A 17,391-nucleotide genomic window follows, 5' to 3' on the forward strand; every position below is an offset into this window, starting at 1 on the left:
CGAGGGGATGCTGTTGACGTCATCGCGGGCAAGCTCCGCTCCTACAGAAGACCGTAGGAGCGGAGCTTGCCCGCGATAGCGATCTTGAAGACTCAGATACGGAACTGCCCCACCAGCTTGCCCAGGCGCTGCCCGAGGTCCGCCAGGCTGCGCGAGGTCTGGGCGCCGAGCTGGGTTTCGTCGGCGACGCTGTCCACCGCCACCGCGATCTGATGCACGCTGCGGTTGATCTCTTCGGCCACTGCGGTCTGCTCTTCCGCGGCACTGGCGATCTGCGCGTTCATCGAATTGATGGTGCCGATCAACTGCGCCATGGCATCCAGCGACGCCCCGGCCTCGTTGGCCTGGTGCGAGGTGCCGTCGCCGGCATCGCTGGAACGGCGCATGGCGTCCACCGCGGTGCGCGTGCCTTGTTGCAGGCGGTCGATCATGCCCTGGATTTCCTGGGTGCTCTGCTGGGTCCGGCTGGCCAGTGCCCGGACCTCGTCGGCCACCACCGCGAAGCCACGCCCAGCCTCACCGGCCCGCGCCGCCTCGATGGCCGCGTTGAGGGCCAGCAGGTTGGTCTGCTCGGCGATCGAGCGGATCACATCCAGCACGCTGACAATCGACGCCACGTCCTTCTGCAGGCTGTCCAGGGAGGTGCCGCTGCTGCGGATATCGCTGACCAGCGCATGGATCTGCTGGATGCTGCCGTCCACCACGCGCTTGGCCGCCTGGCCTTCCTCATCGGTCTGCTGCGCCGCCACCGCCGCGCCCTGGGCACTGCGTGCCACTTCCTGGGCCGCCGAAGACATCTGGTTGATCGCCGTGGCCACCTGGTCGGTCTCGTGGCGCTGGCGCTCCATGGCCTGCTCGGAACGCTGGGCCTGTTCGGAGACCTGGGTCACCAGCCCGGTCAACTGGCCGGTCATCTCGGTGATCTGCCGCACCAGGCCGTGGATCTTGTCGACGAAGCGGTTGAAGGAACCGGCCAGATCGCCCAGCTCATCCTGGCTGGTGATCGCCAGGCGACGGGTCAGGTCGCCCTCGCCGGCGGCGATGTCGTCGAGGTTGAGCTTCATCAGGCCCAGCGGCCGCAGGATGGTGTTGGCCACCAGCATGCCGAGCGCGGCGATCACCAGCAGCACCACCACCGCGATGCCGACGATGCTCAAGACCATGCCCTGCATGCGCTGGTTGACGCTGGCCTCGACCTCGGCCACCTGGGCGTCGATGCCGTCCAGGTTCACCGACGAGCCGACCACCATGTCCCACTTGGCCAGGTATTCGGTGTAGCCCAGTTTCGGCACCAGCACGTCGCTGCCCGGCTGGGTCGAGCTGTACTGCACATAGTGGGTGCCGTCCTTGCCGACCTTGACCAGCTCGCGGTTGACGTACACGCCGTTGGGGTCGCGGTTGTCCTTGAAGCTCTTGCCGACGCCGTCCGGGCTGTTGCCCTTGAACAGGCGCACCGTCTCGGAGTCGTAGCCGAAGAAGTAACCGTCCTTGCCGTAGGTGATGTTCGACAGCAGCTTCACCACCTGGGCGCGGGCCGCCGTATCCCCGGGCGCCGCCGCGTCGTAGAGCGGGCGGACCGTGTTCAGGGCGACTTCCACATAGCTCTGCAGGGTGGTCTTGGCTTCGCCGAGCAGGCGCTGGCGGGTCTCGTCCACCTCCTTGCGCGCCTGTTCCTTGAGCATGAAGACCGTGGTCAGGCTGATCACCAACGCAAACAGCAGGACCGGGAGGACCGCGAGGGACAGGACTTTGCCCTTCAGACTTAGGCGCATGGGAGGCTCACTCTTGATGTTATTGGCGTGATACCGCCTTAACGGCACGCCGGGTCAAAAGTTGAGTGGCACGGAACCAGGGAGTGCGCGGCGCCCTTGGGATTTTTCGCGAGCAAGCTTCGCTCCTACAGGCAACAGCGCAACCGCTTTTCTGTAGGAGCGAAGCTTGCTCGCGATGGGAACAACGCGGTGCAGCTGAAACCCCGCGGACTCAGAGCACCATCGCCGCCACCCAGCCGAAGGCCAGCAGCGGCAGGTTGTAGTGCAGGAAGGTCGGGACCACGGTGTCCCAGATATGGTGGTGCTGGCCGTCGATGTTCAGGCCGGAGGTCGGGCCCAGGGTCGAGTCCGAGGCCGGCGAGCCGGCATCGCCCAGGGCGCCGGCGGTGCCGACGATGCAGACGATCGCCAACGGGCTGAAGCCCAACTGCACACACAGCGGCACGAAGATGGTCGCGAGGATCGGCACCGTGGAGAACGACGAACCGATGCCCATGGTCACCAGCAACCCCACCAGCAACATCAGCAAGGCGCCGACGCCCTTGCTGTGGTCGATCCAGCCAGCCGAGGCCTCCACCAGGGTCTTGACCTCGCCGGTGGCCTTCATCACTTCGGCGAAACCGGCGGCGGCGATCATGATGAAGCCGATCATCGCCATCATCTTCATGCCTTCGGTGAACAGGTCGTCGGTCTCGCGCCAGCGCACGATGCCCGACACCGAGAAGATCAGGAAGCCCGACAGCGCGCCGATAATCATCGAATCCAGCAACAGCTGAATGACAAAGGCCGCGACGATCGCCACGCCCGCCACCAGCAGCGTGCGCGGGTTGTATTGCACCGTCACCTGCTCGACCTTCTCGATCAGCTCCAGGTCGTACACGCGCTTCTTGCGGTAGCTGACAAAGGCCAGCAACAGGCCGAAGACCATGCCCAGGGCCGGAATGCCCATGGCGTGGGTGACGTTGATATCGCTGACGTCCACGCCGCTGCGGGCGACGTTGGCCAGCAGGATCTCGTTGAGGAAGATGTTGCCGAAACCCACCGGCAGGAACATATAGGGCGTGATCAGGCCGAAGGTGATGACGCAGGCGATCAGCCGCCGGTCCAGCTGCAGCTTGCTCAGCACATACAGCAGCGGCGGCACCAGCAGCGGAATGAAGGCGATATGGATCGGCAGGATGTTCTGCGACGCGATGGCCACCACCCACAACAGGCCGATCAGCAACCATTTGACGCTGCCACCACCGTGGTGGTCCTGGCGGTCCACCAGCAGCAGGATCTTGTCCGCCAGGGCGTGGGCCAGGCCGGACTTGGCGATCGCCACCGCGAAGGCGCCGAGCAAGGCGTAGGACAAAGCCACCGTCGCCCCGCCGCCCAGGCCGTTGTTGAACGCCTTGAGAGTCGCCTCGATACCCAGGCCACCGGTCAGCCCCCCCACCAGCGCGCCTACGATCAGCGCGATCACCACATGCACGCGGGACAGGCTGAGGATCAGCATGACGCCAACCGCGGCAATTACTGCATTAATCATCGTTACCTCATGGCACTGCGACGGGAAAACGCCGCAAAGGGAATGAGTCCGGCCAGAGGGCAACCACTGCCGACGCCGGATTGAAAAGGAGGGTCTTATTAGAGGGCGCGCACTTTGCAGCAGCGGGCAACGCTTGTCAAAACCCGGGATTGCGCCTGCGCCCTCTGTAGCCGCTGCGGAGCCCGCGAGGCTGCGATCGGTCTGGGCGGCATTCCGACGCAGCGGCCGTAAAACGGGCGACCGTGTTCAACCTGCCCCACTGCAGCGGCCGGTTTGCGGCTCCTGCGGAGCCGATCGCAGCCTGCGGCAGCGGCTTGCATCTACAGGCAGCGGCGGGAAAATTCGAACGAGCGTTTAAAGAAAGCCGTTCGTCGGCCGATAAGGTGCAAAGTCTCAGATAAATATCGAATAAGGACGTCTCCATGTCGCTCAGACAACTTTCCATCCAATGGAAGATCACCCTGCTCGCCGGACTCTGCCTGGCCGGCATCGTGACCCTGTTGGTGGGGCTTTCGCTGTATCGCATGGAGCACAGCTCCGAACTGGTGAAGGCGTCGAGCATGGAGATGCTCAACGAAGCCGCCCAGGCCCGCATCGAGGCCCAGGGCGAAGTCCAGGCGCTGGGGATCCGCCAGCAGTTCATGGACGCCTATCAATACGGCCACGGTTTCTCGCGCCAGGTGCTGTTCCTGCGCGAACAGGCCGAGAAGCGTTTCCTCGATGCCTTCGACCTGCGCGAGGACCTGACCCGCCAGGTCAAGTCGGCGCTACAGGCCAACCCTGAGCTGCTCGGCCTGTCGCTGGTGTTCGAAGCCAACGCCCTGGACGGCAAGGACCAACTCTTCACCGGCCAGAGCGAACTGGGCAGCAACGACAAGGGCCGCTTCGCCCTGTACTGGTCGCAGCCGACTCCGGGCCAACTGACCTCCATGGCGCTGCCGGAAAGCGACATGAGCGACACCACCACCGGCCCCAGCGGCCAGCCGGCCAACGCCTGGTTCACCTGCCCGCGCAGCACCCTCAAGCCCTGCGTGATCGAGCCCTACTTCTATGTGATCGACGGCCAGAACGTGCTGATGACCAGCATCGTGTTCCCGCTGATGGTGGACGGCAAAGTCATCGCCTCGCTGTCGGTGGACATCAACCTCAACAGCCTGCAGTCGGTCAGCCAGCAGGCGAGCAAGAAGCTCTACGACGGCCAGACCGATGTCAGCATCATCAGCCCCGTCGGCCTGCTCGCCGGCTACAGCGCCGACGCCAGCAAGCTCAGCCAGCGCCTGGACCAGCTGGACCCGGCCAACGGCGCCGAACTGATCCGCCGGCTGTCGGCCAGCACCCGGACCCAGAGCCTGCACAACAACAGTGAATTGAAAGTGCTGTCGCCCTTCACCCCGATTCCCGGTGGCAAACCCTGGGGCGTGCTGCTGGAAGTGCCGGAGCGGGTCCTGGTGGGCCCGGCCGAAGCGCTGAAAGACCAGCTGGACCAGAGCAACCACAGCGGCACCCTGATCGAACTGAGCCTGGGCCTGCTGGCCGCGGTACTCGGCCTGCTGCTGGTGTGGCTGATGGCACGCAGCGTGACCCGGCCGATCCTCGGCGTGGCGCGCATGCTGGAAGACATCGCCAGCGGCGAAGGCGACCTGACCCGGCGCCTGGCCTACGACAAGAAGGATGAGCTGGGCCAGCTGGCTGGCTGGTTCAACCGTTTCCTCGACAAGCTGCAACCGATCATCGCCGAAGTGAAACGCTCGGTGCAGGACGCCCGCGGCACCGCCGACCAGTCCTCGGCCATCGCCACCCAGACCAGCGCCGGCATGGAGCAGCAGTATCGCCAGGTCGACCAGGTGGCCACCGCCTCCCACGAGATGAGCGCCACCGCCCAGGATGTGGCCCGCAGCGCGGCCCAGGCCGCGCAGGCCGCCCGCGACGCCGACCAGGCCACGCGCCAGGGCCTCGCCGTGATCGACCGCACCACCACGAGCATCGATCACCTGGCCGCCGACATGAACACCGCCATGACCCAGGTCGAAGGCCTGGCCGCCAACAGCGAGAAGATCGGTTCGGTGCTGGAAGTGATTCGCGCCATCGCCGAGCAGACCAACCTGCTGGCCCTCAACGCCGCCATCGAAGCCGCCCGCGCCGGGGAAGCCGGACGCGGTTTCGCGGTGGTCGCCGACGAAGTGCGCAACCTCGCCCGACGCACCCAGGAGTCGGTGGAGGAAACCCGCCTGGTCATCGAGGAACTGCAAAGCGGCACTCAGGACGTGGTCGGCTCGATGGGCAACAACCAGCGCCAGGCCCAGGGCAGCGTCGAACAGGTCGGCCAGGCGGTCACCGCCCTGCGGCAGATCGGCGAGGCGGTGACGGTGATCAGCGACATGAACCTGCAGATCGCCAGCGCCGCCGAAGAGCAAAGCGCGGTGGCCGAGGAGATCAACAACAACGTGGCGACCATCCGCGACGTCACCGAATCGCTGTCGGAACAGGCCAACGAATCGGCCCGGGTCAGCCAGTCCCTGAACAGCCTGGCCAACCAGCAGCAGAGCCTGATGGACCAGTTCCGGGTCTGACCGCCAGCCCCCTCCTCCCAGCGACGAGGGGGCTTTCTTTGTAGCCGCTGCCTCGGCAGCGGCTACAGAATCAGCGCCGTCAGCATCAACGTTCAGGCAACTCGATCAACACCCGCAAGCCACCCTGCGGACTCTCCAGCAGACGCAACTCCCCGCCCCAGCTCTGCACGATATCCCGCACGATGCCCAGCCCCAGGCCGTGGCCGTCGGTCTGTTCGTCCAGCCGCGCACCGCGGCTGAACACCTGGCTGCGCTGCTCCTCGGGGATCCCCGGACCATCGTCGTCCACCGCCAGGCCATAACCGTTGGCGGTTTGCCAAACGCTCAGCGCCACCTCGGCGTCCGCCCACTTGCAGGCGTTGTCCAGCAGGTTGCCCAGCAGTTCCAGCAGGTCTTCCCGGTCCCAGGGCAGTTGCAGGCCAGGGGCCGCCTGGAAGCTCAATTCCAGGTGCTCGCCATGGATCATGTTCAGGGTCGCCAGCAACCCCGGCAGCTCGGCGTCGCAATCGAACAGCGCACCGGGCAGCGCATCCCCGGCCAGGCGCGCGCGGTTCAGTTCGCGATTGAGCCGCTGCTGCACCTGCTCCAGCTGTTCCTGGAGGATCTTGCGCAGCTCCGGGTGGGCGTCGAGTTTCGGGTTGGAGGCCAGGCTCAGCAACACCGCCAGCGGGGTCTTCAGCGCATGCCCGAGGTTGCCCAGGGCATTGCGCGAACGCTTCAGGCTGTCTTCGGTGTGGGCCAGCAGGTGGTTGATCTGCGCCACCAGCGGCTCCAGCTCCTGCGGCACCTGTTCGTCCAGTTGCGAACGCTGGCCCCGTTGCAGCTGGGCGATCTGCTCACGGGCCTGCTCCAGCGGGCGCAAGGCACGGCGCACGGTGACCCGCTGCAGGATCAGGATCAGCAACAGGCCGGCAACGCCCAGGCCCAGGCCGACCTGCTGCATGCGCAAAAAGCTCTCGCGCACCGGGGTGTAGTCCTGGGCCACGCTGATGGAAATCGACTGCCCCAGGCGCCGGTAGTCGCTGCGCAGCACCAATAGCTGCTGGCCTTCCGGGCCCAGTTGCAGGTTGCTGTGCAGCCCGGTCTGCGCCAACTGCGGCAGGTCCTGGTCCCACAGCGAGCGGGAGCGCCAGTGCGTGTCGTCGAAGTCGATGCGGAAGTAATGCCCGGAAAACGGGCGCTGATAGGCCGGCGACAGGCGCCGCTCGTCCAGCTGCAAGCCCTGCGGGCCACGGACCAGCGCCACCAGCAGGTTTTCGCTGTCATCGCGCAGGCCGGCTTCCAGATAGCGTTGCAGGCCCATTTCGAACAGCCACAGACTGGTCTGCGCCAGCACCAGGCCGACGATCACCATCACGCTGATCAGGCCCAGGCTCAGGCGGCGCTGGATCGACCTCACCGGGCGTTCCCGCCGAACAGATAGCCCTGGCCACGGCGGGTCTCGATCACGCTGCGCCCGAGCTTGCGCCGCAGATGGTTGACGTGGACCTCCAGCACGTTGGAATCGCGCTCGGTTTCGCCGTCGTAGAGGTGTTCGGCCAGGTGGCTTTTGGAGAGGATCTGCTCCGGGTGCAGCATGAAGTAACGCAGCAGCCGGAACTCGGCGGCGGTCAGCTGGATGTCCGCGCCGTCGCGCACCACGCATTGGCGCCCCTCGTCGAGGTGCAGCCCGGCGGCCTGCAGCGTCGGCTGGTTGGCCTGGCCATGGGAACGGCGCAGCAGCGCCTGGATGCGCAGGTGCAACTCTTCCGGATGGAAGGGTTTGGTCAGGTAGTCGTCGGCGCCGGCCTTGAGGCCCTCGATGCGCTCGGCCCAGGAACCGCGGGCGGTGAGAATCAGCACCGGGGTCGCCAGGCCGCCGGCGCGCCACTGCGTCAGCACGTCCAGGCCCGGAACTCCCGGCAGGCCGAGGTCGAGCACGATCAGGTCATAGGGTTCGCTGGCACCTTGGTACAGCGCGTCGCGGCCATCGGCCAGCCAGTCCACGGCGTACCCCTGGCGGTTGAGCCCGGCCAGTAGTTCGTCGGCCAGGGAGACGTGGTCTTCCACCAGAAGCAGGCGCATCAGTCATCTTCCTTGTCTTTCAGTAGGCGGCCGGTGGCGGCGTCCAGGTCCAGCTCGCGGACCACGCCCTCGGCGGTCAGCAACTCGACTTCATAGATATAGACGTCGTGCTTTTCTTCCAACTCGGCCTCCAGCAGCTTGGCCCCGGGGTAACGGTCCAGGGCCTGCTGCAACAGCTGTTCCAGCGGCAGGATCACCCCTTGCTGGCGCAGGCGCAGGGCTTCGTCCTGGTCCAGGTCGCGGGCCAGCGCCACCCCGCAGAACGCCAGAAGCGCCAAGGCCACTTTGCTGCCGGCGCGTAGATTCACCTTCATTACGTATCCTGATGATCCTTGAGCACCTGGCCGTTCACCGCGTCCAATTCCAGGTCCCATTCAATTCCCTGGGGGTCACGCATCTCGACCTGGTAGATGTACTTGCCATACGCCTGTTCCAGCTCGGTTTCGGTGATGGTCGCGCCCGGGTGCTTGGCCAATGCCGTGGCATTGAGTTGTTCAAAGGACGCAATGGTACCAGCGTCGCGCAGTCTCAGGGCCTCGTCGGGCCCCAGGTCGCGGGCATGGACCAGGCTGGCGGTCATGCCGACGATGGCGGCGGCGAACAGGGCAGTCAGGGTTTTCATGGGGTGTCTCCGCTTTCTAGTTATGGGGGTGCTCAGGGTGCTGAAGATAACGAGCCGAACTTAATTGAAACTGAATGGCCATCATCGAAGCTCCGCAGGTTTTATTCGGCGCTGCCAGCCGCAGCTTTTATACTCACCTGCTCGCTGGAGATTGAGACCGGTATGACCGCTATCCACATCAAGTTCCCCGCCCTGACCCTCAAGGCCGGCCCCCGGGCCCTGGCTCGCATCCGCGCCAACGGCCTGCGCGCGGCCGAGGTCGGCACCCTGCCCGGCGCCGCCGGCGGCCCGAAAGCCCTGGGCATCCAGGGGCTGGACCTGGCGCTGTTCGGCGAGTGGCTGGCGGCGGCGCCCCGGGAGCGTTCGCTGATCGGCGCCTCGGTGGGTTCCTGGCGCTTCGCCAGCGCCTGCCTGCCGGACGCCGCCGAGGGCATCCGCCGCCTGGGCCAGCTGTACAACGCCCAGAGCTTCGCCAAGGGCGTGACCATGGCGCAGATCAGCCAGAGCTCGCAGCGCATGCTGGACGAACTGCTCGACGGACGCGACGCGAGCATCCTCGACAACCCGCACTACCGGCTGAACATCATGGTGGTCAAAAGCCACGGCCTGCTCGCCGACGACCATCGCGGGCGCCTGGGCCTGGGGCTGTCCTCGGTGATCGCCGACAACTTGCGCGGCCGGGCGCGCCTGGCGCGACACTTCGAACGCCTGGTGCTGCACGACCCGCGCCTGGCGCCGCCGCTACACCCCCTCGACGACTTCCCGTCGCGCTACGTGCCGCTGGACACCGGCAACCTGCGCCAGGCCCTGCTGGCCTCGGGCTCGATCCCGATGGTCATGCAGGGTGTGCGCGACCTGCCCGGCGCCGGGGCCGGCACCTTCCGCGACGGCGGCCTGCTGGACTACCACCTCGACCTGCCCTACAGCGGCGACGATATCGTGCTCTACCCGCACTTCACCGACCGGGTGATCCCCGGCTGGTTCGACAAGACCCTGCCCTGGCGCCGCGGCCACCCGGGGCGCCTGCAGGACGTGTTGCTGCTGGCCCCGTCGAAGGAGTACCTGGCGCGCCTGCCCTACGGCAAGCTGCCGGACCGCAACGACTTCAAGCGCTTCATGGGCGACGACGCCAGCCGCCAGCAATACTGGCGCAGCGCGATGGACGAAAGCCGGCGCCTGGGCGACGAGTTCCTCGAGCTGGTGGATAGCGGGCGGCTTGGCGAGCGCCTCCTGACCCTTTAGTCAGTGTTTTCCCGCAACCGGGCAACCAAGCTGGTAAACTCGCCACCTGCCTTAGATCGCCCGCGGCGATAGCCACCTGACCGAGCTGACCGACACTGTGGAAATCTTCAAAGAATTTACCTTCGAATCCGCCCACCGCCTGCCCCACGTGCCGGCGGGCCACAAGTGCGGGCGCCTGCACGGCCACTCGTTCAAGGTGGCGATCCACCTGAGCGGCGACGTCGATCCGCACACCGGCTGGATCCGCGACTTCTCCGAGATCAAGGAGATCTTCAAGCCGCTCTACGAGCGCCTGGACCACAACTACCTGAACGACATTCCCGGCCTGGAAAACCCCACCAGCGAAGTGCTGGCCAAATGGATCTGGAACGAGCTCAAACCCCTGCTGCCGGAGCTGAGTGCGATCCGCATTCACGAGACCTGCACCAGCGGCTGCATCTATCGCGGCGAATAAACCCTCGCCCGCCTGGAAAAACCACCGCCCGCGGTGGTTTTTTTATGCCTATGCTTCCCGCGCAGCCCCACGCCTCGACCGGAGAACGCCCCTTCATGCCCTCGACCATCCGCCCGGCCACCACCGCCGACCTGAGCCTGATCCAGGCCATCGCCCAGGCCGCGTACGCCCCCTATATCACGCGCATCGGCCGCGAACCGGCGCCGATGCTGGAGGACTATGCCAGCTTGATCCAGGCCGGCCACGTACAGGTGCTGAGCGATGAGGAAGAGGTGGTCGGCTTTATCGTGCTGTTCCCCGCCCAGGAAGCCCTGCTGCTGGACAACCTGGCCGTCACGCCCGGCGCCCAGGGGCACGGCTACGGCCGGCAGTTGCTGGACTTCGCCGAACAGCGGGCGCTCGCGACCGGTCACAGTTGCATCCGGCTTTACACCCACGAAACCATGAGCGAAAACATTGCCCTCTATGCACGGCGCGGCTACGCCGAAACCCATCGCGCCGAGGAAGAAGGGCTGCGCCGGGTCTACATGAGCAAGGCGCTGGACTGACAGGAGCAAGGCAATGCCCCCACGCATCTACCTCGCCGGCTTCGACCTGTTTCGCCGCGATGCCGTCGAGCGCGGCGAATACCTCAAGGGCCTGTGCCGCGCCCAGGGCCTGCAAGGTGTCTACCCGTTCGACCAGCCGGTGCCGGAGCAACCGACACCGGAACGGACCGCCCACTTGATCTGCCGGCAGAATCTGCAGATGCTCCACGCCTGCGACGCCCTGCTGGCCAACCTCAACGCCTTTCGCGGCCTGGAGCCGGACTCCGGCACCGCCTTCGAAGTGGGCATGGCTGTGGCCCTGGGCAAACCGGTGTGGGCCTGGTTCGAGGCCCCCGCCACCTTGCGCGAACAAGTGCCCCATGACGCCGACGGCCGCGATGCCGAAGGTTTGCTGGTGGAGGATTTCAACCTGCCGCGCAACCTGATGCTGGCCTGCACCTGGGCCGGCTGCAGCACCAGCGTCGAAGCGGCCGTGCCGCGGCTGGCGGCTTACCTCGCACGACAACAGCAACCCGCCCGCTAGGTGCCCGCGCCTTCACCGTTCAAGGATTTTCACCATGGAAAACACCTGGCTCACCCACGCCAAACGCCTGCAGGCCCTCGCCTCCACCGGGCTGCATTTCAGCAAGGACCCGTTCGACCGCGAGCGCTATCAGGAAATCGCCGACATCGCCCACGACATGCTGGCGCAATTGGGCAATGTGCCCCTGGAGCGCATCACCGACCTGGTCTCGGACTTTGCCCAACGCTATTCGACGCCGATGGTGGAAGTGCGCGGCGCGCTGATCGAGGAGCAGAAGATCCTCCTGGTGCGGGAAATGACCGACGGCCTCTGGGCCCTGCCCGGAGGCTATGCCGATGTCGGCCTGTCGGCCGCCGAAAACGTGGTCAAGGAAATCCACGAAGAGGCCGGGCTCGAAGTGAGCGTGCGCGGCCTGTACAGCGTCCGGCACAAGGCCAAGGGGCCGTACAAGGCCGATCACCGGGACTTCTACAAGCTGTACTTCCTCTGCGACCGGCAACCCGGCGCGGCACCCGTGGCCGGCAGCGAAACCACCGAGGCCGCCTTCTTCGCCCTCGACCAGTTGCCCGCGCTGTCCCTCGGACGCACCGTGGAACGGGATATCCGGGAAGCCTTCGACTTCCATCAGGGCAAGACCACCCAGGTGTGCTTCGACTGAGACTCGCACCGCGGCCCCATATGCGGGCAACCCGCTGTCGCGCCATCGTCTATACCTGCCGGGGAGCCGCGGCCCGGACCCGGGCCGCAGGAGATTGCGGCCGCCGACCCGGGCGCCGTACCCTGACCGCCTGATCGCAAGAGGAATCGCCCCGATGCTCATCATCAATGCCCGCCTGCGCAACCGTGAAGGCCTGCACGAACTGCACCTGGAAAACGGCCGCATCGCCCGCATCGCCCGGCAGACCGAAGCCCCGACACCACCTCCAACCCAAGCCCCGGCCGACCTCGACGCCGGCGGCAACCTGGTGGTGCCGCCCTTCGTCGAGCCGCACATTCACCTGGACGCCACCCTGACCGCCGGCGAGCCGCGCTGGAACATGAGCGGCACCCTGTTCGAAGGCATCGAATGCTGGGGCGAGCGCAAGGCCACCATCACCCCGGAAGACACCAGGGCCCGCGCCCACCAGACCCTGCGCGCCCTCGCCGCCCACGGCATCCAGCAGGTGCGCACCCACGTCGATGTCACCGATCCGCAGCTGACCGCGCTCAAGGCCATGCTCGAAGTGCGCGAGCAGAGCAAACACCTGGTGGACATGCAGATCGTCGCCTTTCCCCAGGAAGGCATCGAAAGCTACCGCAACGGCCGCGAGCTGATGGCCGAGGCCATCGCCCTGGGCGCCGACGTGGTGGGCGGCATTCCGCACTTCGAATACACCCGCGACCAGGGCGTGAGCTCGGTGAAGTTCCTCATGGACCTGGCCGAACGCACCGGCTGCCTGGTGGACGTGCACTGCGACGAAACCGACGACCCGCAGTCGCGCTTTCTCGAAGTGCTGGCCGAAGAAGCCCGCAGCCGCGACATGGGCTCGCGGGTAACCGCCAGCCACACCACTGCGATGGGCTCCTATGACAACGCCTACTGCGCCAAGCTGTTCCGCCTGCTCAGGGCTTCGGGCATCAGCTTCGTCTCCTGCCCCACCGAAAGCATCCACCTGCAGGGGCGCTTCGACAGCTTCCCGAAACGCCGCGGCGTGACCCGGGTCAACGAGCTGCTGGAAGCCGGGATGAACGTGTGTTTCGGCCAGGATTCGATCGTCGACCCGTGGTACCCCCTGGGCAACGGCAACATCCTGCGGGTGCTGGAGGCCGGCCTGCATATCTGCCACATGCTCGGCTACCGCAACCTGCAGAGCGCCCTGGACCTGGTCACCGACAACAGCGCCAAGGCACTGGCCCTGGGGGAGCGTTATGGCCTGGAAGAAGGTCGCCCGGCCAACCTGCTGATCCTGTCGGCGGACAGCGACTACGAAATGATCCGCAGCCAGGGCCTGCCGCTGTACTCGATCCGCGATGGCAAGGTGCTGATGAAACGGCAGATGGCCCAGGTGGAGTTGCCGGGCGATGCGGGTTTTGACGGCGGCTGACGCTATCGCGCTCATGCGCCCTGTAGCCGCTGCCGAGCGTTAGCGAGGCTGCGATCGACCGCGCAGCGGGCGCCGCTCTTGAGGCCGCCGGAGGTCCTGCGGACCTATCGCAGCCTCGCTAACGCTCGGCAGCGGCTACACCGATCGTGTTTACCGAACCTGCGGCTACAGAATCAGGCTTGCCGTACCGAACAGGCTCACCCGCACCAACTCCCCGCCCCGCTCCTCCAGGCGCAACGGCGCGGTGCCGCCGGGCATCGCCACCTCGACTTCGCCGGCCTTGACCCAGCCGACCCGCCACGCCGCGCTGGCCACGGCGCTGGCGCTGGTGCCGGAGGACGCGGTGGGGCCCTCGCCGCGCTCGAACACCCGGGCGGCGATGCGCTGGGCGCCGTCGAGCATCGCCCATTGCAGGTTCACTCCCGCCGGGCAGGGTTCGCCGCTGCCGGTGGGCAGGGCGTAGGCGATACGGGTCAGCGCCTCGACCAGGGGCGCCTCGCTCATCTGCCGGTTGCCGGGCAAGGCGCTGGCATCGTCGACCAGGGTCACGCAGTGGGGATTGCCGATACGCACGAACTGGCTGCGCCGCCATTGCGGATTCAGTTGGGCGAGCCCTTGCACACGGCTCAGCGCGACACAGCTCGACTGATCGATCTCCACTCCTTGGGCGCCCACCGCCTTTGGCCCGAACACCGGCTGCCCGAGGTCCAGCCAGAAACCGGACACGCCGGCAACCTGGGCCGGCTCGACCAGAGTCGCCACCGGCGAATCCCCGTCCGGTTTGTCGTGATGCACCCGCAACTCGGTGGTCCCCTGGGCCGGCAGCAACCCTTGCTCGGTCAAGGCCTGGGAAAAGATCGTCAGGCCGTTGCCGCTGCGCTCGGCCAGGGTGCCGTCGGTGTTGACGATCAGCAGGTCGAAGGGCGGCGCGTCCTGGAACGGTCCTACCAACAGGCCATCGCTGCGATGGGCCTTGGCCCCTGCCGGCCGGGTGCCGGGCGCCCAGCTGCACAGCGCCTCGATGGCGGGCACGCTCCAGTCGGCCCGGGCTTGCGCCGCCGCGGCCGCGCTGGCCGGCAGGGCGATGCCCAGCTGGCGCAGGGTGGCGGGCGCCACCACGCCGTACAGATTGCCGCGCGCATCGTAGAAAGAGGTCATGACCGGGGCTCCAAAGGCAGACGGGCGCTGACCTTACTGCGAATGCCGCGGCCCGGCCAAGCCCCGCGCCGAGGAATCTTTCAGCCCGGCTCCGGCCGCGCAAAATACCGCCCCGGCGTCACCCCGAACTGCCGGCGGAACATGGCGATAAAGGCGCTGACATTGTCGTAGCCCAGGTCCAGCGCCACCCGGGTCACTGCATCGCCCGCCGCCAGGCGTTCCAGGGCGCGCAGCAGGCGCGCCCGCTGCCGCCACTGGCTGAAGGCAAAGCCGGTCTCGCCGACGAACCGCCGCGCCAGGGTCCGCGGCGAGATCCCGGCCCAGCGCGCCCAGGCTTCCAGGCCGCGGTTATCCGCCAGGTCGTCGGCCAGGGCCTGGCAGATCCGTTGCAACCGCAGGTCCTGCGGCAACGGCAAGCCCAGCGGTTGCGGCGCCAGGCTGGCCAGCTCATCGAGGATCACCTGGGCGATCCGCCCCTGGCGCTTGTCCAGCGCCCCTTCGGGCCAGGCCGCCGCGCGCAGCACGGCCTCGCGCAACAGGCCGGAGGTGGCCAGGATCCGTGGCTGCGACGGCAGTTCGCGACAGGCCTCGGGCTCGATGTAGACGCTCCAGCCGTCGAACGGGCCATGGGAACGCAAGGCATGCTCGCACTCCGGCGGCACCCACACCGCATGGGTCGCCGGCACCACCCACTGGCCGTGGGCCGCCGTCACCGACAACAGGCCGCGGCCGGCGCCGAGCAGTTGGCCACGGGGATGGCGATGGGCGGCGGTCCGCCGTTCGAGCGGGCTGTGCTGCCACACCGCGACCAGCAGCGGGCCGCCCCAGCTATGGGCGACAACGGGGGAAACCAGGGGCGAGGACATTGGCTGCTTCACGTTATTCATTGGCATGAACCCGGCAGTCTAGCCAATCTGCCGCGCGCAGACTGCAGGCTCATTCACACAGAGGATTCACCCATGCGTGCCGAAGACCTGTTACCCAATCATCTCGACCATGGCGATTTCAACGGCACCCGGGTGCGCAAAGGCACAGTGGGCGCCTTTCTGATCAGTGCCCGACTGTGGCTCGATCCGGGTACGCCGGCAGAACACCGCCGCGCCGCCGAAGAGGACCTGCTGGCAGCCTTGCCGGCGCTGCGGGCGCTGGGGCTGTTCGAACTGATGCGACTGCGCGACCCGGCCTTGCGGGCGTTATGCGGGCAGGACTAGCCCAGCGCCCCCTCTCCCTGCCCCCCTGACACCCTGTAGCCGCTGTCGAGCGCAGCGAGGCTGCGATCGGCTGCGCAGCAGCCGCAAACCAGGCGACGCCGTATTCCAGGGAGATCCAGCACACCGGCTTTGCGAGCCCTTCGGCCTCGATCGCAGCCTCGCTACGCTCGGCAGCGGCTACAGAGCCGCGCACGGCTCCGGCCCTCCACCTGTAGCCACTTCGAGCCTGCGAGGCTGCGATCGGCTGCGCAGCAGCCGCAAACCAGACGACGCGGTATTCCAGGGAGATCCAGCATACCGGCTTTGCGAGTCCTTCGGCCTCGATCGCAGCCTCGCTACGCTCGGCAGCGGCTACAGAACCGCGCACGGCTCCGGCCCTCCACCTGTAGCCGCTGTCGAGCCCGCGAGGCTGCGATCGGCTGCGCAGCAGCCGCAAACCAGGCGACGCCGTATTCCAGGTAGATCCAGCGCACCGGCTTTGCGAGTCCTTCGGCCTCGATCGCAGCCTCGCTACGCTCGGCAGCGGCTACAGGTCCAACGTCAAACCGGCGTCAACGATGCCCCTAGCGAATCGGCAAGGCGATGGGGCGGATCGGCGCCGCGTCGGCCCCGCGGAACTTCAGCGAGGCGCCGATAAAGGCGAACTGGTAGACCCTATCCCGCGACAGGCCTTCGAGGTTGACCAGCTCCAGGATCGGCGCGCCTTGCATCGCCAGCAGGTAGGTGTGCAGCGGCAGGTAGTTGCCTTCCACCTCCGACGGGAAGGTCTCGAAGCTCAGGTTGTCGGCGCCCACCACCATGGCCCCGCCCTCTTCCACCAGGAACTTGGCCGCGTCCAGGCTCATGCCCGGCGGGTTGGCCATGTAGGCCTGGGCCTGTTCATAGTTGCGCATGCGCCCGGTGCGGATCAGCACCACATCGCCCTTCTCCAGGCTGACTTGCTGGGCCTTCAGCGCCTGCTGCAGGTCGGCGCGGGTCACCCGGTAGTTGTCGGCCAGCATGTCCACGCCCTTGGCCGCGGCGACGTCGATCAGCACCCCGCGGGCGACGATCGGCGGCAGTTTTTCCGCGCCGGTGACATTCCAGCCGCGGTCGCCCAGGTGCTGGTCGGCGCGAAAGCCGTTCCAGATCTTGCCGTTGAGGCCGAAGTGGTTGAGCGCGTCGATATGGGTGCCCATGTGGGCATACATCGACACCGCGGAACCGGTGTAGCTGACGTGCTGGTTCATCGGCTCGCCGACCTGCATCGGGTCGGCGATCACGTTGCCGTGGGGGGTGTGGGTCATCCACATCTGGTAGGGCGGATCGCCCGCGGCCTGCCAGCTGGGCATGCCGACGTAGTAGTCGACGGCCAGGTCATAGGCCTGGCTGCCGTTGACCCGGGCCATGATCGCCGCCCGGGACTGCTCGGTGATCAGGTTCAGGCGGCCGATTTCATCCTTCGGCCCCCAGGGGCTGATGCCCACCTCGGCCTGGGGCGCGGCGCTGCAGAGCGCACTGAACAGCGACAAGGCGGCCAGGCCTGGAATAACGCGCAAGAAACGGGAAACAGCCATGACGACACTCCTGTGAAATGAAGTGGCCATGGTAGGGATTAACCATTCGGCGATAA

Annotated in this window: 17 protein-coding genes and 1 pseudogene; 9 read left to right on the forward strand and 9 right to left on the reverse strand. The window is 66.8% G+C overall.

Annotation, left to right across the window (positions count from 1 at the left end):
- Nucleotides 1-92: 92 nt before the first annotated feature.
- Nucleotides 93-1,772, reverse strand: coding sequence for a methyl-accepting chemotaxis protein (locus ACQKQA_RS05805; RefSeq protein ID WP_427554440.1), 1,680 nt, complete (start codon nt 1,770-1,772; stop codon nt 93-95).
- Between the two features lie 211 nt (nt 1,773-1,983).
- A complete protein-coding gene (locus ACQKQA_RS05810) occupies nt 1,984-3,300 on the reverse strand; it encodes a Na+/H+ antiporter family protein (protein ID WP_427554518.1) in 1,317 nt (438 codons plus the stop codon).
- Nucleotides 3,301-3,944: 644 nt separating this feature from the next.
- Between ACQKQA_RS05810 and ACQKQA_RS05815 the strand changes: the two are divergent.
- A pseudogene (locus tag ACQKQA_RS05815) lies at nt 3,945-5,015 on the forward strand (HAMP domain-containing protein); the annotation flags it as partial.
- A gap of 102 nt (nt 5,016-5,117) precedes the next feature.
- Entirely contained in the window at nt 5,118-5,873 is a 756-nt protein-coding gene (locus tag ACQKQA_RS05820; RefSeq protein ID WP_410002833.1) for a methyl-accepting chemotaxis protein, read from the forward strand.
- 85 nt (nt 5,874-5,958) lie between these two features.
- Here ACQKQA_RS05820 and ACQKQA_RS05825 read toward each other — a convergent pair whose 3' ends face one another.
- Genes ACQKQA_RS05825 through ACQKQA_RS05840 form a run of 4 tightly spaced genes read right to left on the reverse strand, consistent with a single transcriptional unit; the run spans nt 5,959 to nt 8,559 of the window.
- Nucleotides 5,959-7,272, reverse strand: a complete 1,314-nt coding sequence (locus tag ACQKQA_RS05825; protein WP_427554442.1) for a sensor histidine kinase — start codon at nt 7,270-7,272, stop codon at nt 5,959-5,961.
- Nucleotides 7,269-7,937 (reverse strand): response regulator transcription factor, encoded by a 669-nt coding sequence (locus tag ACQKQA_RS05830; protein ID WP_427554444.1) that lies wholly within the window; start codon nt 7,935-7,937, stop codon nt 7,269-7,271. Before ACQKQA_RS05830 ends, ACQKQA_RS05825 begins: the two co-directional genes overlap by 4 nt.
- A complete protein-coding gene (locus ACQKQA_RS05835; protein ID WP_427554446.1) occupies nt 7,937-8,251 on the reverse strand; it encodes a PepSY domain-containing protein in 315 nt (104 codons plus the stop codon). Before ACQKQA_RS05835 ends, ACQKQA_RS05830 begins: the two co-directional genes overlap by 1 nt.
- Nucleotides 8,251-8,559: a PepSY domain-containing protein gene (locus ACQKQA_RS05840; protein ID WP_427554448.1), complete on the reverse strand. Its 309-nt coding sequence runs from the start codon at nt 8,557-8,559 to the stop codon at nt 8,251-8,253. The genes ACQKQA_RS05835 and ACQKQA_RS05840 overlap by 1 nt, the downstream gene beginning before the upstream one ends.
- A 162-nt stretch (nt 8,560-8,721) precedes the next feature.
- Between ACQKQA_RS05840 and ACQKQA_RS05845 the strand changes: the two genes are divergently transcribed.
- From ACQKQA_RS05845 to codA, 6 genes are all read left to right on the forward strand, one after another.
- Entirely contained in the window at nt 8,722-9,801 is a 1,080-nt protein-coding gene (locus ACQKQA_RS05845; protein ID WP_427554450.1) for a patatin-like phospholipase family protein, read from the forward strand.
- Nucleotides 9,802-9,898: 97 nt separating this feature from the next.
- Nucleotides 9,899-10,255 carry a 6-carboxytetrahydropterin synthase QueD gene (gene queD, locus ACQKQA_RS05850; protein ID WP_106698041.1) on the forward strand — a complete coding sequence of 119 codons (357 nt, stop codon included), beginning with the start codon at nt 9,899-9,901 and terminating at the stop codon, nt 10,253-10,255.
- Between the two features lie 95 nt (nt 10,256-10,350).
- Nucleotides 10,351-10,803 (forward strand): GNAT family N-acetyltransferase, encoded by a 453-nt coding sequence (locus tag ACQKQA_RS05855; RefSeq protein WP_427554521.1) that lies wholly within the window; start codon nt 10,351-10,353, stop codon nt 10,801-10,803.
- A gap of 13 nt (nt 10,804-10,816) precedes the next feature.
- Entirely contained in the window at nt 10,817-11,326 is a 510-nt protein-coding gene (locus ACQKQA_RS05860; RefSeq protein WP_427554453.1) for a nucleoside 2-deoxyribosyltransferase, read from the forward strand.
- A 34-nt stretch (nt 11,327-11,360) separates the two neighbouring features.
- Nucleotides 11,361-11,984: an NUDIX hydrolase gene (locus ACQKQA_RS05865; RefSeq protein ID WP_427554455.1), complete on the forward strand. Its 624-nt coding sequence runs from the start codon at nt 11,361-11,363 to the stop codon at nt 11,982-11,984.
- Between the two features lie 154 nt (nt 11,985-12,138).
- Nucleotides 12,139-13,410 (forward strand): cytosine deaminase, encoded by a 1,272-nt coding sequence (codA, locus tag ACQKQA_RS05870; RefSeq protein WP_427554457.1) that lies wholly within the window; start codon nt 12,139-12,141, stop codon nt 13,408-13,410.
- A 165-nt stretch (nt 13,411-13,575) separates the two neighbouring features.
- On the opposite strand, the gene ACQKQA_RS05875 is transcribed toward codA, so the two are convergent.
- Nucleotides 13,576-14,568, reverse strand: a complete 993-nt coding sequence (locus tag ACQKQA_RS05875) for a diaminopimelate epimerase (protein ID WP_427554459.1) — start codon at nt 14,566-14,568, stop codon at nt 13,576-13,578.
- An 80-nt stretch (nt 14,569-14,648) separates the two neighbouring features.
- Nucleotides 14,649-15,434 carry an AraC family transcriptional regulator gene (locus tag ACQKQA_RS05880; RefSeq protein WP_427554523.1) on the reverse strand — a complete coding sequence of 262 codons (786 nt, stop codon included), beginning with the start codon at nt 15,432-15,434 and terminating at the stop codon, nt 14,649-14,651.
- Nucleotides 15,435-15,527: 93 nt separating this feature from the next.
- On the opposite strand from ACQKQA_RS05880, the gene ACQKQA_RS05885 reads away from it, so the two are divergent.
- Nucleotides 15,528-15,779, forward strand: coding sequence for a hypothetical protein (locus ACQKQA_RS05885; protein WP_427554461.1), 252 nt, complete (start codon nt 15,528-15,530; stop codon nt 15,777-15,779).
- Nucleotides 15,780-16,342: 563 nt separating this feature from the next.
- Here ACQKQA_RS05885 and ACQKQA_RS05890 read toward each other — a convergent pair.
- Nucleotides 16,343-17,335, reverse strand: a complete 993-nt coding sequence (locus tag ACQKQA_RS05890) for a cyclase family protein (protein ID WP_427554463.1) — start codon at nt 17,333-17,335, stop codon at nt 16,343-16,345.
- Nucleotides 17,336-17,391: the final 56 nt, after the last annotated feature.

Origin of the sequence: Pseudomonas sp. NPDC089530 (assembly GCF_050280705.1) — a bacterium.
GTDB lineage: Bacteria > Pseudomonadota > Gammaproteobacteria > Pseudomonadales > Pseudomonadaceae > Aquipseudomonas.

Bases quoted from the DNA above. Each gene is read 5' to 3' on its own strand.
- ACQKQA_RS05805 (WP_427554440.1), bottom strand. From the start codon at position 1,772: ATGCGCCTAAGTCTGAAGGGCAAAGTCCTGTCCCTCGCGGTCCTCCCG.
- ACQKQA_RS05845 (WP_427554450.1), top strand. From the start codon at position 8,722: ATGACCGCTATCCACATCAAGTTCCCCGCCCTGACCCTCAAGGCCGGC.
- codA (WP_427554457.1), top strand. From the start codon at position 12,139: ATGCTCATCATCAATGCCCGCCTGCGCAACCGTGAAGGCCTGCACGAA.
- ACQKQA_RS05880 (WP_427554523.1), bottom strand. From the start codon at position 15,434: ATGTCCTCGCCCCTGGTTTCCCCCGTTGTCGCCCATAGCTGGGGCGGC.
- ACQKQA_RS05875 (WP_427554459.1), bottom strand. From the start codon at position 14,568: ATGACCTCTTTCTACGATGCGCGCGGCAATCTGTACGGCGTGGTGGCG.
- ACQKQA_RS05820 (WP_410002833.1), top strand. From the start codon at position 5,118: ATGGAGCAGCAGTATCGCCAGGTCGACCAGGTGGCCACCGCCTCCCAC.
- ACQKQA_RS05865 (WP_427554455.1), top strand. From the start codon at position 11,361: ATGGAAAACACCTGGCTCACCCACGCCAAACGCCTGCAGGCCCTCGCC.
- ACQKQA_RS05840 (WP_427554448.1), bottom strand. From the start codon at position 8,559: ATGAAAACCCTGACTGCCCTGTTCGCCGCCGCCATCGTCGGCATGACC.
- ACQKQA_RS05835 (WP_427554446.1), bottom strand. From the start codon at position 8,251: ATGAAGGTGAATCTACGCGCCGGCAGCAAAGTGGCCTTGGCGCTTCTG.
- ACQKQA_RS05855 (WP_427554521.1), top strand. From the start codon at position 10,351: ATGCCCTCGACCATCCGCCCGGCCACCACCGCCGACCTGAGCCTGATC.
- ACQKQA_RS05890 (WP_427554463.1), bottom strand. From the start codon at position 17,335: ATGGCTGTTTCCCGTTTCTTGCGCGTTATTCCAGGCCTGGCCGCCTTG.
- ACQKQA_RS05830 (WP_427554444.1), bottom strand. From the start codon at position 7,937: ATGCGCCTGCTTCTGGTGGAAGACCACGTCTCCCTGGCCGACGAACTA.
- ACQKQA_RS05860 (WP_427554453.1), top strand. From the start codon at position 10,817: ATGCCCCCACGCATCTACCTCGCCGGCTTCGACCTGTTTCGCCGCGAT.
- ACQKQA_RS05885 (WP_427554461.1), top strand. From the start codon at position 15,528: ATGCGTGCCGAAGACCTGTTACCCAATCATCTCGACCATGGCGATTTC.